Annotated in this window: 17 protein-coding genes; 7 read left to right on the top strand and 10 right to left on the bottom strand. The window is 53.7% G+C overall.

The window, feature by feature from the left end; genetic code table 11:
• Positions 1-2: 2 nt before the first annotated feature.
• From BCF53_RS11645 to BCF53_RS11635, 3 genes are all read right to left on the bottom strand, one after another.
• Positions 3-710 (bottom strand): ABC transporter permease, encoded by a 708-nt coding sequence (locus tag BCF53_RS11645; protein WP_132701910.1) that lies wholly within the window; start codon positions 708-710, stop codon positions 3-5.
• 155 nt (positions 711-865) lie between these two features.
• Positions 866-1,618: a transporter substrate-binding domain-containing protein gene (locus tag BCF53_RS11640; RefSeq protein WP_132701909.1), complete on the bottom strand. Its 753-nt coding sequence runs from the start codon at positions 1,616-1,618 to the stop codon at positions 866-868.
• Positions 1,619-1,762: 144 nt separating this feature from the next.
• Complete coding sequence (locus BCF53_RS11635; protein WP_132701908.1) at positions 1,763-2,533, bottom strand: ABC transporter ATP-binding protein; 771 nt, start codon at positions 2,531-2,533, stop codon at positions 1,763-1,765.
• A 544-nt stretch (positions 2,534-3,077) separates the two neighbouring features.
• Here BCF53_RS11635 and BCF53_RS11630 point away from each other — a divergent pair.
• From BCF53_RS11630 to BCF53_RS11610, 5 genes are all read left to right on the top strand, one after another.
• Positions 3,078-4,679 carry an ABC transporter substrate-binding protein gene (locus BCF53_RS11630; protein WP_132701907.1) on the top strand — a complete coding sequence of 534 codons (1,602 nt, stop codon included), beginning with the start codon at positions 3,078-3,080 and terminating at the stop codon, positions 4,677-4,679.
• A gap of 72 nt (positions 4,680-4,751) precedes the next feature.
• On the top strand, positions 4,752-5,759 hold the full coding sequence (locus BCF53_RS11625; protein ID WP_132701906.1) for an ABC transporter permease subunit: 1,008 nt from the start codon (positions 4,752-4,754) through the stop codon (positions 5,757-5,759).
• Between the two features lie 9 nt (positions 5,760-5,768).
• Positions 5,769-6,641 carry an ABC transporter permease subunit gene (locus tag BCF53_RS11620; RefSeq protein ID WP_132701905.1) on the top strand — a complete coding sequence of 291 codons (873 nt, stop codon included), beginning with the start codon at positions 5,769-5,771 and terminating at the stop codon, positions 6,639-6,641.
• 10 nt (positions 6,642-6,651) lie between these two features.
• Positions 6,652-7,629 carry a dipeptide ABC transporter ATP-binding protein gene (gene dppD / locus BCF53_RS11615; protein ID WP_132701904.1) on the top strand — a complete coding sequence of 326 codons (978 nt, stop codon included), beginning with the start codon at positions 6,652-6,654 and terminating at the stop codon, positions 7,627-7,629.
• Positions 7,629-8,642, top strand: coding sequence for a peptide ABC transporter ATP-binding protein (locus BCF53_RS11610; RefSeq protein WP_132701903.1), 1,014 nt, complete (start codon positions 7,629-7,631; stop codon positions 8,640-8,642). Before dppD ends, BCF53_RS11610 begins: the two co-directional genes overlap by 1 nt.
• A 232-nt stretch (positions 8,643-8,874) precedes the next feature.
• Here BCF53_RS11610 and nusB read toward each other — a convergent pair whose 3' ends face one another.
• From nusB to BCF53_RS11580, 6 genes are all read right to left on the bottom strand, one after another.
• Positions 8,875-9,318, bottom strand: coding sequence for a transcription antitermination factor NusB (nusB, locus tag BCF53_RS11605; protein ID WP_132701902.1), 444 nt, complete (start codon positions 9,316-9,318; stop codon positions 8,875-8,877).
• Entirely contained in the window at positions 9,315-9,803 is a 489-nt protein-coding gene (gene ribH / locus BCF53_RS11600) for a 6,7-dimethyl-8-ribityllumazine synthase (protein WP_132701901.1), read from the bottom strand. The genes nusB and ribH overlap by 4 nt, the downstream gene beginning before the upstream one ends.
• Positions 9,804-9,873: 70 nt before the next feature.
• A complete protein-coding gene (gene ribBA / locus BCF53_RS11595; RefSeq protein WP_132701900.1) occupies positions 9,874-10,983 on the bottom strand; it encodes a bifunctional 3,4-dihydroxy-2-butanone-4-phosphate synthase/GTP cyclohydrolase II in 1,110 nt (369 codons plus the stop codon).
• A gap of 95 nt (positions 10,984-11,078) precedes the next feature.
• Positions 11,079-12,188 carry a bifunctional diaminohydroxyphosphoribosylaminopyrimidine deaminase/5-amino-6-(5-phosphoribosylamino)uracil reductase RibD gene (gene ribD / locus BCF53_RS11590; RefSeq protein ID WP_132701899.1) on the bottom strand — a complete coding sequence of 370 codons (1,110 nt, stop codon included), beginning with the start codon at positions 12,186-12,188 and terminating at the stop codon, positions 11,079-11,081.
• Positions 12,181-12,639, bottom strand: coding sequence for a transcriptional regulator NrdR (gene nrdR / locus BCF53_RS11585; RefSeq protein WP_132701898.1), 459 nt, complete (start codon positions 12,637-12,639; stop codon positions 12,181-12,183). Before nrdR ends, ribD begins: the two co-directional genes overlap by 8 nt.
• 445 nt (positions 12,640-13,084) lie before the next feature.
• Entirely contained in the window at positions 13,085-13,402 is a 318-nt protein-coding gene (locus tag BCF53_RS11580) for a c-type cytochrome (RefSeq protein ID WP_132701897.1), read from the bottom strand.
• Between the two features lie 253 nt (positions 13,403-13,655).
• Here BCF53_RS11580 and BCF53_RS11575 point away from each other — a divergent pair, with 253 nt between their 5' ends.
• Together BCF53_RS11575 and BCF53_RS11570 are read left to right on the top strand one after the other, a co-directional pair.
• The gene (locus tag BCF53_RS11575; RefSeq protein WP_132701896.1) at positions 13,656-14,609 is read left to right on the top strand and encodes a carbohydrate kinase family protein; all 954 of its coding nucleotides are present in this window, start codon (positions 13,656-13,658) and stop codon (positions 14,607-14,609) included.
• 219 nt (positions 14,610-14,828) lie between these two features.
• Positions 14,829-15,389, top strand: a complete 561-nt coding sequence (locus BCF53_RS11570) for a hypothetical protein (RefSeq protein WP_132701895.1) — start codon at positions 14,829-14,831, stop codon at positions 15,387-15,389.
• Between the two features lie 97 nt (positions 15,390-15,486).
• Here BCF53_RS11570 and BCF53_RS11565 read toward each other — a convergent pair whose 3' ends face one another.
• Positions 15,487-15,906: a universal stress protein gene (locus tag BCF53_RS11565; protein ID WP_132701894.1), complete on the bottom strand. Its 420-nt coding sequence runs from the start codon at positions 15,904-15,906 to the stop codon at positions 15,487-15,489.
• Positions 15,907-15,979: the final 73 nt, after the last annotated feature.

Genomic DNA, 15,979 nt, shown 5'->3' with positions numbered 1-15,979 from the left:
ACTTATCCCTTTTCTACACCAACGCTGTATACCGTGGTCAAGCGCTTAAATATCACATCAGAAATGGCAGAAATGCCCAGGTAAACAATGGCCACCGGTATGAAAAACTTAAACGGGTCGCCGGTCGATTTTGCCGCCTCGGTGGCCAGCCGCACCATATCGGTCAGGCCAATCACAGAAACCAGCGCGGTGGTTTTCAGCAGTACCTGCCAGTTGTTGGCAATACCGGGGATAGCATGGCGCATCATCTGCGGGAACAAAATGCGTTTAAAGACCTGCATCGGCTTCATGCCGTATGCCTTACCGGCTTCTATCTGGCCCTGGTCCACCGCCATGATGGCGCCGCGGAAGGTTTCGGCCATGTAGGCTCCAAAGATAAAACCAATGGTCAGCACACCGGCGGTAAACTCGTTGAATGGTACAAAAATATCAATTTCACCGTCGGAAACGTCGTATAAAAAGTCAAAGAAGGTATTCACCAGAATCTGACCGCCAAAGAACAGCAGCATCATCCAGACCAGATCCGGCACGCCACGAATCAGCGTGGTGTAAAAGGACGAAATACCGCGCAGCACCGGGCTGGGAGACATCTTACCCAGCGCGCCCAGCAAACCCAGGGTAAAGGCCAGCAACAATGACAACAGTGCCAGCTCCAGCGTGAGGATTCCGCCACCAAAAATAGACGGGCCGTAACCTTGAAAATCAAACATTCAATTGCTCTTTAACGTACAGGGTTCAGTTAAGGTTAGCACTCGGCTGATCAATGGGTTCTGCTAAGCAAGTACCGCCAGAACGCATAGATAAGCCGAAAAAACAAAGCGGCAGCAGGCACAGGCCTGCCACCGCTGCTTCAATTCAAACCCGATTAGATTTTGATATCGAAATCGAAGTATTTCTTCATGATGGCATCGTAGGTGCCGTTTTCTTTCAGCTTTTTCAGTGCTGCAGAAACCTGATCTTCCAGGTCGGTATCGCGCTTACGGAACGCCGCACCCACACCTTCACCGAAGATACGAGCCGGCTCTTTCACGAAATCGCCAACCTGCTTCACTTCAGTATCGTCACCCAGCAGTTCCAGACCAACCGGAGCGTCGACGAACATCGCGTCTAAACGGCCGCCTTTCAGGTCAACAACCATGTCGTCTGCCGTGGTGTAACGTACAATTTCAGCGTCCGTCAGGAACTCAGTGATGTAAGTGTCCTGAGTGGTGCCGCGCTGTGCGCCAACACGCTTGCCTTTAGACATAGCAGGGTCAAAGCCGGTTGCCGAGAAGAAAGCCGATGGTGTGGTGTAGTAAGGGTCAGAGAACAGAACCGTTTCCATGCGCTCTGCGTTGATCGACATAGAAGAGAAGATCATGTCGTACTTACGCGCCAGCAGAGAAGGGATAATGCCGTCCCACGCCTGGATAACCCACTCACATTCTTTACCGGTCACTTCTTTACAAACTTCGTTACCCAGCTCAATTTCAAAGCCGGTCAGTGTGCCATCCGGTGCTTTGTATTCAAACGGCGGGTAAGGTGCATCAACACCCACACGGATCAGGTCGTAATCTTTTGCTTCAACGGCACTTGCAACCGCTAAGGCACCTGCCAACGCTAAAAGTACTTTTTTCATTTGTTTGCTCCTAGTGCATTTATTGTGGGTCTTTTGCCCAATTTTTTACTTATTCGCGCCGCTGCCGGTTGTGGCAGTGGCTGCTTTCTTCACAAAAGTAACCGCTTTCCCCTGTTTGTTCAGGCTCGTACTTAGGTGTCAAAACTAGTATTTCGGTGATAAAAACTGCTTCATCCGCTCCGATTTCGGGTTGGTGAATACTTCCTGCGGGTCACCCTGCTCTTCAATGACGCCCTGATGCAAATACACCACATGATTGGATACATCCCGCGCGAAGCTCATTTCATGCGTGACCACAATCATGGTGCGGCCCTCTTCAGCCAAACCACGCATCACCTTTAAAACCTCGCCGACCAGTTCTGGGTCGAGTGCGGAGGTGGGTTCGTCGAACAGCATCACATCCGGGTTCATCGCCAGCGCACGGGCAATGGCGGCTCGCTGCTGCTGACCACCAGACATATGCGCCGGGTAATAATCTTTGCGTTCATACAGGCCCACACGGTTCAGGTGCTCTTCGGCACGCTCAATGGCTTCGGCTTTAGAAACACCCAGTACATGAATAGGCGCTTCAATAATGTTTTCCATCACCGTCATGTGCGACCACAGGTTAAAGCCCTGGAACACCATGGAAAGCCGGGAGCGCATTTGCTCTACCTGACGCGAATTAGCCGGAATGCGTTCACCACGCTTATCGGTTTTGAAGGCAATATTCTCACCATGAACCTGAATCTCACCTGAAGTCGGAACTTCCAACAGATTAATGCAACGCAGAAAGGTCGACTTACCGGAGCCGGAGGAACCAATCAGGGAAATAACATCGCCTTTCGAGGCTGTGAGAGAAATGCCTTTAAGCACCTCGTGATCGCCAAATTTCTTGTGGATGTCGCTAACGACCAGAGCCGCGTTTTCAGACATGAGACTACCTTTAATTACTGATTATTGAGTGGCGGCTTTTTCTTTTTTGTCGCCAGCCGATTGGTTCAGGGCTTTTTTCTGAACAAGAAATGATCCAATATTCTGACTGCAACGTCAAAAACTCGTAAACACCGCTAATTATTTCCGGGAACCGCACTCGGCGCTACCAAAATGGTGCTTAAGCAGGCATGGAGTCTAGCGCAAGACCTCAGAGGATTCAAGAGCTACAGAGGAACTTGAAATTATCGCACTACATAGGTGCAACAAAAAACCTAAAAAATTCACAGTTGTACCATGAGGATGCATTTTCACGGCGGGCGCAAAGTCAGCTTTCAAGTTTTGTGCAATACAGTCTTTCCAATTTTGTTGCTCTATTCACAAGGCTGCATTAAGGTAAGTTCGCAATTTTGACAGGCTGTCTGTTTTTCTAACCAAAAAAACGGCGCCTGACCGCATAAAAAGAACGGTTAACTCGCTGTAATCGCAAGTCTTAAACTCAAGTGTATCGCCCTGCAAAAAGAGCGAACAACAGGAGCCATCTAGAATGAAAAAACGTCTTAATTTATTAGCGGCCGCGACCATGGCCTTTGGCCTGGCAACGGGCGCAGCTGCGGCAACCAAAACTTTCGTGTATTGCTCTGAAGCAAGCCCGGAAGGTTTTAACCCGTCGTTTTACACCTCTGGGACCAGTTTCGATGCGTCCTCCGTTACCATGTTCAACCGGTTAGTCGAGTTTGAACGCGGCGGAACCAATATTGTTCCGGGTCTGGCTGAAAGCTGGGATGTTTCTGAAGACGGCAAAACCTACACGTTCCACTTGCGTGAAGGCGTTAAGTTCCACCAGCGCACAGACTTCCGCCCGAGCCGTAACTTCAATGCCGATGACGTACTATTCAGCATTAACCGTCAGCTACTGGAAGACCACCCGTACCATAGCGTCAGTAATCAGGAGTACAAATACTTCGGTTACATGGATATGGCCAACATCATCGACAGCATCGAAAAAGTGGATGACATGACCGTTCGCTTTAACCTGACCAAGGCCGATGCTACCTTCCTGGCCAATATGGCGATGGATTTCGCGTCCATCATGTCGGCCGAATACGGCGATGCCATGATGGATGCCGGTACGCCGGAACAGGTTGATAAAACCCCTATCGGTACCGGTCCGTTCATTCTGGCTTACTATCAGAAAGACTCGGTTGTTCGCTATGAGGCGCACAACGCTTACTGGGAAGGCAGGGCAGACATCGACCGTCTGGTATTCTCCATCACTCCGGACGCCTCCGTACGTTATGCCAAGCTGAAGAAGGGCGAGTGTCACCACATGCCTTACCCGAACCCGGCCGATATTGAACAGATGAAAGCCGATGACGACATCAACGTCATGCAGTCTAACGGTTTGAACGTCGGTTACCTGGCATTCAACACTCAGAAAGCTCCGTTCGATAACCAGCTGGTGCGTCAGGCGCTGAACATGGCAACCGATAAAAATGCCATCTTGGATGCCGTCTTCCAGGGTGCCGGTGAAGTGGCTAAGAACCCGATCCCACCCACAATGTGGTCTTACAACGAGAATGTAATCGACTACGACTACAACCCTGAAATCGCCAAGAAAATGCTGGCCGACGCAGGCTATCCGGATGGTTTTAAAACCAACATCTGGGCCATGCCGGTACAGCGCCCGTACAACCCGAATGCAAAGCGCATGGCTGAGCTGATGCAGGCAGACTGGGCGAAAGTGGGCGTTGAAGCGGAAATCGTTTCCTACGAGTGGGGTGAATACCTGCAGCGTTCAAAAGAAGGCGAACACGATACCGTACTGTTAGGCTGGACCGGCGACAATGGCGATCCGGATAACTTCCTGTACGTATTGCTGGGTTGCCCTGCGGCTGAATCGGGCGGTAACCGTGCGTTCTGGTGTGACAACGAGTTTAACAGCCTGCTCGAAACGGCGAAGGTGACTGCGGATATCAGCGAGCGCACCAAGCTCTATGAAGAAGCTCAGGTGATCTTCAAAGATCAGGCGCCGTGGATTACTGTGGCCCACTCCGTTGTGTTTGAACCGATGCGTAAAGAAGTGTCTGGCTACAAGATGAGCCCGTTCGGTAAGCACGACTTCTACGAAGTAACCCTTGCCGACTAACCAGGCGAAATAAAACGATGTAATAAGCGGCGCAACCTTAATGGTTGCGCCGAATTTTTATTAGGCCCTGACATGATCCAATACATTCTAAAACGCCTGGGTATGGTGATACCGACCTTCATTGGCGTCTCAATTCTGACCTTTTCCCTGATTCACCTGATCCCCGGCGACCCGGTCACCATTATGGGCGGCGAACGTGGCGTATCGGCAGAACAACGCGCCGAGATGGAAAAGACACTGGGGTTGGATAAACCCATCATCCAGCAATATCTGGTCTATACCGGCAACGTACTGAAAGGCGACTTAGGTACCTCGTTCGTCACCCGCGAACCGGTCATGGACGAATTTTTAACCCTATTCCCGGCGACCATTGAGCTGGCGTTTTTTGCCGCTGTTTTTGCGGCTCTGGTAGGTCTGCCACTGGGCATTCTGGCGGCCGTAAAACGCGGCAGCGTGCTCGACCACACGGTGATGACGATTTCACTCACCGGCTATTCGATGCCCATCTTCTGGTGGGGCTTACTGCTCATTCTGTTTATGTCGATCCAGCTCGATCTCACCCCGGTTTCCGGGCGTATCGACGTGATGTTCTGGGTTGATGAAGTGACCGGCTTTATGATTATCGACGCCTGGCTTTCCGGCGAAGAAGGCGCAGTGGCCTCAGCGCTGCATCATTTAATTCTGCCATCTGTGGTGCTCGGCACCATTCCTATGGCGGTGATTGCCCGCATGACCCGTTCCTCCATGCTGGAAGTGCTGGGCGAAGATTACATTCGTACCGCGCGCGCCAAGGGGCTTTCGCCCATCCGTGTGGTTATGAAGCACGCGTTGCGCAATGCGCTGATCCCGGTGATTACCGTGATCGGCCTGCAAATTGGCACCTTGCTTTCCGGTGCCATTCTTACCGAGACCATCTTTGCCTGGCCGGGCATTGGCAAGTGGCTGATCGAAGCCATTGGCCGCCGCGACTACCCGGTGGTTCAGGGCGGTCTGCTGATGATCGCGGTGATCATTATCATTACTAACCTGCTGGTTGATCTCACCTACGGTGTGATTAATCCACGCGTTCGTCACCGGTAAGGAGGCTTTATGACTGAAGCAAAAGTAACGTCTGCCAGCCCGTCACCACTGGCCGAATTCTGGTTTTATTTTAAGCAGAACAAGGGTGCGGTCATCGGCCTTTGTTATGTCACCTTCATTGTCGTGCTGGCGCTGCTGGCCAACGTGCTGGCACCCTATTCGCCCACCGAGCAGTTCCGCGAGTTTATTCTGGTACCACCGGGTACCGAGGGCTTTCTGTTGGGAACCGACGGTGTCGGCCGCGATATTCTGTCCCGGTTGATGTATGGCGCGCGGCTGTCGCTGCTGATCGGCCTGATCATCGTGTTGATCTCGCTGGCTATGGGCATTTGCCTGGGCCTGTTCGCCGGTTACTTTGGCGGCCTGATCGATACCTCCATCATGCGCATCAGCGATATTTTGCAATCGCTGCCGGCTCTGCTGCTGGCCATTGCCCTGGTGGCGGTTTTGGGCCCCAGCCTGATGAATGCCTGTTTTGCGCTGTCGCTGGTGTATCTGCCGCACTACATTCGCTTAACCCGGGCCTCGGTACTGGCGGAAAAGAACCGCGATTACGTGGTGTCTTCACGCGTCGCCGGGGCTAATTCATTCCGCTTAATGTTCATCACCATTCTGCCGAACTGCCTGGCACCGCTGATCGTGCAGGCCACTCTGGGCTTTTCTAACGCCATTCTGGATATGGCGGCACTGGGCTTCTTAGGCTTGGGCGCACAGCCACCGTCGCCGGAATGGGGCACCATGCTGGCCACCGCGCGTGAATTTATTCAGAGCGCCTGGTGGGTGGTGACCTTCCCCGGCCTGGCCATTCTGACCACCGTACTGGCCTTTAACCTGATGGGTGATGGCTTGCGCGATGCTCTTGACCCGAAACTGAAGCAATAGGAGGCCGCTAATGAGCTTGTTATCCATTAAAAATCTGTCGGTCACCTTCGGCACCGGGGAAAACCCGTTTCGCGCCGTCGACCGTTTAAGCTACGACGTCAACGCCGGTGAAGTACTGGGTATTGTCGGCGAATCCGGTTCCGGTAAATCGGTCAGTTCGCTGGCCCTGATGGGCCTGATTGATTTTCCCGGCAAGGTCAGCGCCGACGAGCTGGCCTTTGAAGGCAAAAAACTGCTGGCGATGAAAGAAAAAGAACGCCGCAAGATCACCGGTGATGAAATCGCCATGATCTTTCAGGACCCGATGACCGCACTGAACCCCTGCTTCACGGTAGGCAACCAGATTATGGAAGCCATCGCCGTGCATCAGGGCGGCAGCAAAAAAGAGCGCAAAGCCAAGGCCATTGAGCTGCTGCGTCAGGTGGGCATCCCGGCGCCGGAAACCCGCATCAGCGCTTACCCGCATCAGCTTTCCGGCGGTATGAGCCAGCGCGTGATGATCGCGATGGCCATTGCCTGTGATCCAAAACTGCTGATTGCCGACGAGCCGACGACCGCGCTGGATGTCACCATTCAGGCGCAAATTATCGACCTGCTACTGGAGCTGCAGCGCAAGAAAAACATGGGGCTGATCCTGATTACTCACGATCTCGCCCTGGTCGCCGAAGCCGCTGACCGCGTTGTGGTCATGTATGCCGGTCAGGTGGTCGAATCCGGCCCGGCCGAAGAAGTGTTCCACAACCCGAGCCACCCCTATACCGAGGCGCTGATGAAATCGCTGCCGGAATCCTCTGAAGGCAAAGACCGGCTCGATGCCCTGCCCGGTGTGGTACCCGGCGCCAACGACCGCCCCAACGGCTGCCTGCTCAACCCGCGCTGCCCCTACGCGACCGACCAGTGTCGCGCGCAGGAGCCAGAGCTAACCGAACAGGGCAATCGCTCTGTGCGCTGCTTTTTTCCGCTGACTAACCGTGAGGACGCTGCCTGATGAGCGTACAAGAATCCAAGACCATCATGCAGGGCACCCACCTAAAGCAGCACTATGAGGTGAGCCAGGGTTTCTTTAAACCCAAGGGCCTGGTGAAGGCTGTCGATGGTGTCAGCTTCACGGTGCAGGCCGGTAAAACGCTGGCCATTGTCGGCGAATCCGGCTGCGGCAAATCAACACTGGCGCGCCAGCTGACCATGATTGAAACCCCGACCGAGGGCGAACTCAGCTTTGAAGGCAGCAACCTGCTGACATTGAGCGCGGAAGAAAAACGCAAGGCCCGCCAGCGCATTCAGATTATTTTCCAGAACCCTTATGGCTCGCTGAACCCGCGTAAAAAGATCGGCCATATTCTGGAAGAGCCGCTGAAGATCAATTCCGATATGAGCGCCGCCGAACGCAAGGAACGCGCGCTGTATCTGCTGGAAAAGGTTGGCCTGAAAACCGAGCACTACGACCGCTACCCGCACATGTTCTCTGGCGGTCAGCGCCAGCGTATTGCCATTGCCCGTGGTTTGATGATGAACCCGAAAGTGGTGGTGGCCGATGAGCCAGTGTCGGCATTGGATGTATCGGTTCAGGCGCAGGTACTGAACCTGATGATGGATTTACAGCAGGAGCTCGACCTCGCCTACGTGTTTATCTCGCACGATTTAAGTGTGGTGGAACACATTGCCGACGAGGTTATGGTGATGTACCTGGGGCTGGTGGTGGAACAGGGCCCGGCGGAGAAAATCTTTGCCAACCCACAGCATCCCTATACCCGGGCGCTGCTTTCTTCCACGCCGCGTATCGACCCGGAGCACCGCATCGAAAAGATTCGCCTGGAAGGTGAGCTGCCATCGCCGCTGAACCCGCCCTCCGGCTGCGCATTCCACGGGCGCTGCCCTTATGCCAATGAGCGCTGCAAAGGCGAACGGCCGCAACTGCTGGAAACGCCAAACGGCACGCTGGCACGCTGTTATGGGGTTGAGGAAGACCGGCTGGATTATCTGCAGGCGGTGTTGGCCTGAAGGCCAAACTACAGTAAAGCGAGGGTTTGTAGGTCGGGCTTTAGCCCGACAAGACACTGGTCATCAGCACCCATCTTTGTTGGCCTGAAGGCCAACCTACAGTAATACGAGGGTTTGTAGGTCGGGCTTTAGCCCGACAAGGCACTGGTCATCAGCACCCATCTTTGTTGGCCTGAAGACCAACCTACAGTAATGCGAGGCTTCGTAGGTCGGGCTTTAGCCCGACAAACTACTAACTCTTCACCTCAGTAATGCGCAGCTCCTGCGCCAGCTTATCAAGCACGCCATTCACAAAGCGGTGAGCTTCGTTGGCACCGAAGGTTTTAGAAAGCTCCACACCTTCGTTGATGATCACCTTATAAGGCACATCAATGCGGTGGATAAACTCATAAGTCCCCATACGCAGAATGGCCAGTTCAATTGGCGTCATCTCTTCAACCTTGCGGTCGGTATGCTTGCCGATGTAGCCGTCCAGCTCAGACTTGGAACGCGGCACGCCACGCAGCACCTCAGAGAAGTACTCCTGATCGACCTTCTCCATGTTGTTATCCGCCAGAAACTCAGCTTCAATCTGAGTGACAGGCTGTTCAGCGACATGCCACTGGTACAGTGCCTGCAATGCCAGCTTACGCGCCTTTTTGCGCTGAGCCGGGTTGGGTTTTTTCATACTGCTCATAGGTCTTCTACTCCGGACGGGATCTGCGCCAGTAAGTTTACCATTTCCAGTGCAACCAGTGCGGCTTCGCTGCCTTTGTTACCGGCCTTGGTGCCACTGCGCTCAATAGCCTGCTCAATGGAATCCACCGTGAGTACACCGAAAACCACTGGGGTATCGGTGTTTAAGGCAACGCCATTCAGGCCACCGGCAGCTTCACCGGCCACGTAATCAAAGTGTGGCGTGCCACCACGAATGACCGCACCCAGCGCAACCACAGCATCATAAGCGCCCGATTCTGCCAGACGCTGACATACCAACGGCAACTCGTAAGCACCCGGTGCTTTAATCACCGTGATCTGTTCGTCTTTAATTCCGTGGCGCTTCAGCGCATCAATGGCACCTTCCTGCAGGTGATCAACTACAAAGCTGTTCCAGCGGGTTACTACAATCGCGTATTGGGCGTCATTGGCGGAGAAATCGCCTTCTATCGTTCTAATCGTCATGTTATTTCCTGTTTAAATTCTGTGCCGCCGGCGCACCGGCGGCTGAGTTATTCGGGTTTTCGGTTAGGTTTTAAGGCTCTACAAACTCAACCACTTCCAGGTCGAAGCCGGAAATGCCGCCAAAGCGGATAGGCGAACTCAGCAGGCGCATTTTACGCACGCCCAGCGCCCGCAGTATTTGCGAGCCGGTGCCGATGGTGTTGTAGCTGCCGTGCTTATCGAGATTCGGGTTTTGCGCGCGCTTACCTTTACCGCTGAGCATCGCCAGTTCGGTTTCAACCTCCAGCGATTGCTGAACATCGAGCAGTACCACCACGCCGGCGCCTTCATCGGCAACCGCTTGCATGGCGTTTTCCAGCGTCCAGCTTGGGCGCTCCGGCTGCACGCCGAGCAGATCTTTCAGGGTTGAGGTAACGTGCACACGCACCATCACCGGGTCGTCTTCACTGAACTCGCCACCCTTAATCAGGGCCAGGTGTGTGCCGTTGGTAATCCGGTCGTGGTAGACCTTTACCTCAAACTCACCGGCTTTGGTCGGCAGCAGTTGGGTATCCACTTCTTTGACCGTGCGCTCGTTAAGGATGCGGTAATGGATCAGATCGGCAATGGTGCCAATCTTCAGGTCATGCTCTTTGGCAAACTTCTGCAGATCGGGCAGACGCGCCATGGTGCCGTCTTCGTTCATAATCTCAACGATCGCCGCGGCCGGCAGCAGGCCTGCCATACGCGCCAGGTCACAACCGGCTTCGGTGTGGCCGGCACGGCTCAGTACACCACCGGGCTGTGCGCGCAGCGGGAAGATATGGCCGGGCTGGCAAATATCTTCTGCCTTGGATTCAGGATCTACCGCAACCCGGATGGTACGGGCACGGTCTGCCGCTGAAATACCGGTGGTTACGCCTTCACTGGCCTCAATAGAGACGGTAAAGGGCGTACCATGCGCTGCCTGATTGCTCTGCACCATCGGCGGCAAGCCAAGAAAATCACAGCGCTCGCCGGTCAGAGTTAAACAAATTAAGCCCCGCGCCTTAGAGGCCATGAAATTGATAATCTCCGGCGTGACCTTTTCTGCTGCAACAATCAGATCGCCTTCGTTTTCACGATCTTCATCATCCAGCAAAATCACCATTTTACCGGCACGGATATCCGCAATTATTTCCTCAGTGCTGTTCAGGGCCACTGTATTCTCTCTTCTCTTTTCGCTTGTCAGTTTCGGGGCCTATTATTGGGCCGAATTATGAAGTTTAGTAGTCTTTGTGCAAAGAAAAAGGCGCTTTATTCTGTTTCGCCATAGTTACGCGGCTTCAGGCGCCATCGGGTGTCTGCGCCAATCATACCGAAATCGAGACAATCGAAGGCAATGGAATCTTTCAGTTCTGTGAACGTTGTGCTCAGCAGCGGCCGTGTTTGGCTGCCCATCATCATCAACGCCTGATACAGAATGACCTCATCCGCCAGCCCCTGCGTCAGCAAGGCACCGGCCAGAGTGGCACCGGCCTCAACCCAAAGCTGGTTAAACTGCTGCTCACCGGCCCATGCCAGAAACGCAGACAAATCAATCTGCCCACCGCTCACCGGCAGGGACACACACCGAAAGCCCGCCTGCTTAAGCGCGGCAAGCCTTTCCGGCGCAGCCTGATCGCTGTGTATAACAAAGGTTTCGCCGGGGTTTTGCACAATGGTGGCGCTCGCGGGGGTGCTGGCGTGGGTATCCAGAATAATGCGCACCGGCTGCCGGCTGCATTCCGGCAGGCGCACATTCAGCGAAGGGTCATCGGCCAGCACCGTGCCCACACCGGTGACGACTGCACAGCTGATGGCTCGCCCCTGCTGCACATCTTCCCGTGCCTGCGGCCCGGTTATCCACTGGCTTTCGCCGCTTTTCATCGCGGTCGCGCCATCCAGGCTGGCGGCCATTTTCACCGTGACATAAGGCCGGCCGGTGCGCATACGCTTTAAAAAACCCAGGTTCAGCAGTTTGGCCTGCTCTGCCAGCACACCCACGGTGACATCAATGCCCGCTTGCCTGAGCATTTCGACACCCTTGCCTGCCACCTGCGGGTTCGGGTCGAGCCCGGCGCAAACCACGCGGGCAACGCCGGCCTTTATTAAGGCTTCCGCACAGGGCGGGGTGCGGCCGAAATGACTGCAGGGCTCCAGCGTGACATAGGCCGTGGCCCCCCGGGCTTCGGCACCGGCGTTGGCCAGGGCATGAACTTCAGCATGCGCGGTCCCCGCCTTTATATGGTAACCCTCACCGATCAGCTGATTATCTTTCACCAGAACGCAGCCCACGTTCGGGTTGGGCGTGGTTGTCAGCCGGCCTTTTTCGGCCAGGGCAATGGCGCGAGACATCCAAACAGCATCGGTCTGAGGGTTAATCATCGGCTTTTTCCAGACGACCAATCTCGTTAATAAATTCGCTGATGTCCTGGAAGCTGCGGTATACCGAGGCAAAGCGCACGTAGGCAACCTGATCGAGGTCTTTCAATTCGCTCATCACACATTCGCCCAAATGACGCGAAGGCAGCTCGCGCTCACCGGTGGCGCGCAGTGACTGCTTAATACGGGTAATGGCGGTTTCGATGGCTTCTACGGAAACCGGGCGTTTTTCCAGCGCGCGTAACAGACCTGCACGCAGCTTATCTTCGTTAAAGGGCTCGCGGTTACCGTTCTGCTTGATAATTCTCGGCATCACCAGCTCTGCGGTTTCGTAAGTGGTATAGCGCTCACCACAACTGATGCACTCCCGTCTGCGGCGAACCTGCTCACCTTCTGCGACAAGGCGCGAGTCGATCACTTTTGTATCCTGAGCGTTGCAGAAAGGACAATGCATAGGGGTCTCCAGAGGTAAAAATAGCTTGAGTGCAGTGTAATAGCTGAGCGTTGCAGTTCCTATAGCCTGAACACGGACATTATTTTAAAAATTGAATTATTAAGCTATTGACTTTCCACCAGCCCAGCCAGAATCGAGCCTTCAGCGGCATCAGTTATACACACTGATTTTTTTATGATCACGTTCACAAAACGCTTGCAATCTGAAATGGCGGTCGTTCCGAAGACATCTCTTAAACTATTGATTTATATAGCCTTTCTCACAGAGATCAGAAAACAGACAACTACCGGGAAGCGAGTAACTACGGGCTTTGGCGGAGAGTACTCAAAGGTTACACCCAAAGTTATCCACAGATTCTGTGGATCAACAGCGATGGGGATAATTGAAGAAAAAACGGCAATAAAAAAGCGCTGTAACGCGCTTTTCTATTCAATTTAGTAGGGGATCAGTTTCCGCCCGCTGGCAGGCTGGCGTAATAGGCCGCCAGGTTGTTGATATCCTCATCAGAAAGCGCTCCGGCAATGGCCCACATAATGGCCGCGTTACCGCCTTTTCGCTCCTGCGACTTATAAGCCTTCATAGACGACACCAGATAGGCCTCTTTCTGGCCAGCCAGATTCGGGTAGATAGGTACCACGGAAATGCCCGATTCCGTATGGCAGGCAACACAGACGGCCGACCTCGCTTTACCTGCGGCAGCATCACCGGCATAGGCCGCAACCGTTAACAGGCTGCAGGCAAGGGTAAGAGCAATTTTCTTCATTGTTATTCTCCAGATTATATTCACGGTGCGGGAAGCAACCTCCCGAATGTAGCCCAATAGACGGCGCGACGAACATACCACCTTGTTCTCTGTATGCACTCAGCACTGATTCGGATCAATTAGTCACTAAAATTTAGACGCCCGCCCTGCACATAACAAGCGGCTATGTCGACACATTCATTTTTTGTACAGCTTGCGGGTCTGCCGGTACACTGTGCACCTATCAGAATCACAACTAAAACGCAGGTTAAACATGGCTTACATCACTTGCTTCGGCGAAGCGCTCATCGACTTCCTCAACGACAACCACCGTATGGAAGGCCCCATTGCAATACAGAATTTCCGTCAGTTTCCCGGTGGCGCACCGGCCAATGTGGCGGTCGCCATTGCCAAGCTTGGCGGCGCGGCACGCTTTGCCGGTCAGGTTGGCAAAGATCGCTTTGGTGACTTTTTAATATCCGCTCTGGATACCTATAACGTCGATACCTCACTGGTAAAACAACACGACAGCGCCAAAACAGCACTGGCGTTTGTATTTCTGGATGACAGCGGCGAGCGCTCGTTTGAGTTCTTCCGCGATCACACCGCCGACATGCTGCTGACCCAGTTTGATGTGAAAGACCAGTGGTTTATCAACAGCGATATTTTTCACTTCTGCTCTAATACCCTGACTGAAAGCGCCATTGCTGAAACCACCCTGTTCGCCATCGAAAAGGCAAAAAAACAGGGCAACCTGGTGAGCTTTGATATCAACCTGCGCCATAACCTGTGGCAGGGCGGCAAGGCCGATATCGAGGTGGTGAAAAGCTGTTTTAAGTTTGTCGACATCATCAAGGTCTCTAAAGAAGAGCTGGATTACCTGGAACCCGAAGGCGAGATTGCCTTCGTGAAAGCGGCCGTCGCCGAAGGTGTGAAGCTGGTGCTGGTCACGGATGGTGGCAACCCGATTAAGGTCATCGCCAAGGGCATCTATTCTGAGATTACCCCGCCGCAAACCACCGTGGTTGATACCACCGCCGCCGGCGATGCCTTCACCGGTGGTTTCCTGTATGCGCTGGCTGAGCAGGGCGACCTGAACAAGGCCCTGCAGGATCAGCAAACGCTGGAAGAGATCACCCTGTTTGCCAGCCGCTGCGGTGCCTTCACGGTTTCTAAGCCGGGCGCCTTTACCGCACTGCCAGAGTTTGACGACATCGCCCGCGATTAACGCCTAATACCGGGGAGCTACGGCTCCCTAAATAACACTCAGGCATCGCACGCTTCCTTCCAAAACATCAGACAATGTTGCCTTTCAAACAAAACCCGGCGCCGCTGCATCGCGCTAACTGATTGATCTTAAAGGTTTTACAGCCGGCTGAATCGCCCTCACCGGGCGGATTAATAATTGCAATAAGCTTACTGGGAATTCACTTACCAGGAACTTTTTATGCCTTTAAAAACTTACGACGAGCAAAGCCTGTTTTTCACGCCTAACTTTTTAGAGCCTGCCAGCAAACCGGAAAGCTTTGCTTACCGTGGCGAGCTGATTATTAAAGAAGGCGAGGTTGCCGATGATTCTGGTCGCCGTAAACCGCCAGTTGCCGTACTGCGCGATGCGATCCTGCTATCCGATGCCGATAAACTGTCCATGATGGTCGGCGGCATCGATGATATTGCCGATGCACCAAAACTGCTGGAACGCTACGGTAAAGACATCGGCGAAAGCGCGCCGGTCATCCTGCTGGCACCTAACCTGGCAAACGACTGCCAGACTGAAATTGAAGGGGTGAAATGCGAACTGCTGCGCTGGGATGCCATGGTCTGGAGCCAGGTTTCAGAAGAGATGCGTCTTGAAAAGAGCGACTTCAAGGGCCAGTCATCCGCTGAGAAAGTAGAAACACTCTACAGCGAAGCGATTACTTACAAGCCTAAAAACCCGTTCATTCCGCTGGATGAAGTGTTAGCCAGCGCCACCAGTGAAAAGCGCGAACTGCACGGTGCAATCTAGCGCGTTATTAACCGCCGGCTATCGGTGGTACAGGCATGGTGCCCATCCTTATGGCTTTTTCGGTGCAGGCCGCACCACCATGCCTTTTTAGCAACGGTTACAGTCTAACCAATAACAGATCGACCGTTGCTACATCCACTAATTTACGCGCTGAGGACCACCAACGCTTCCAGAAGCCGTGGTGGTGCCCGCTGACCAGCAGGTCTGCCCCCAAATCGCTAACGGTTTCCATCAGTTTTTTCTCGACATCACCATCAACGACCATTGAATGGGCAATTGGAACACCTAATGAACCTGCCATTGTTGTCAGAGCATCGTTGAGCATTTTGTGTTCGCTTTCCAGCAATTGGGTTTCCGCTTTATCGTATTCGCGGACATCGCCATCCGGGTGAGTGATATCAACGTGGATCAGGGATATTTCTGCACCCAAGCTCTTTGCCAGCGCAACCGCTTTTTTGGTCACCGTCTCACTGGCGTCTTTCAGGTCGACAGCAACGACTATGTGCTTATAAGACATATCGTCCTCCTTATCTATCAGCTACCAAGGCCGCAGACAAAGTGAGATGGGCACAGCTCAGAACAGATGCGTG

Origin of the sequence: Reinekea marinisedimentorum, assembly GCF_004341165.1 — a bacterium.
GTDB lineage: Bacteria > Pseudomonadota > Gammaproteobacteria > Pseudomonadales > Natronospirillaceae > Reinekea > Reinekea marinisedimentorum.
This window is presented reverse-complemented; position numbering and strand designations above follow the sequence as displayed.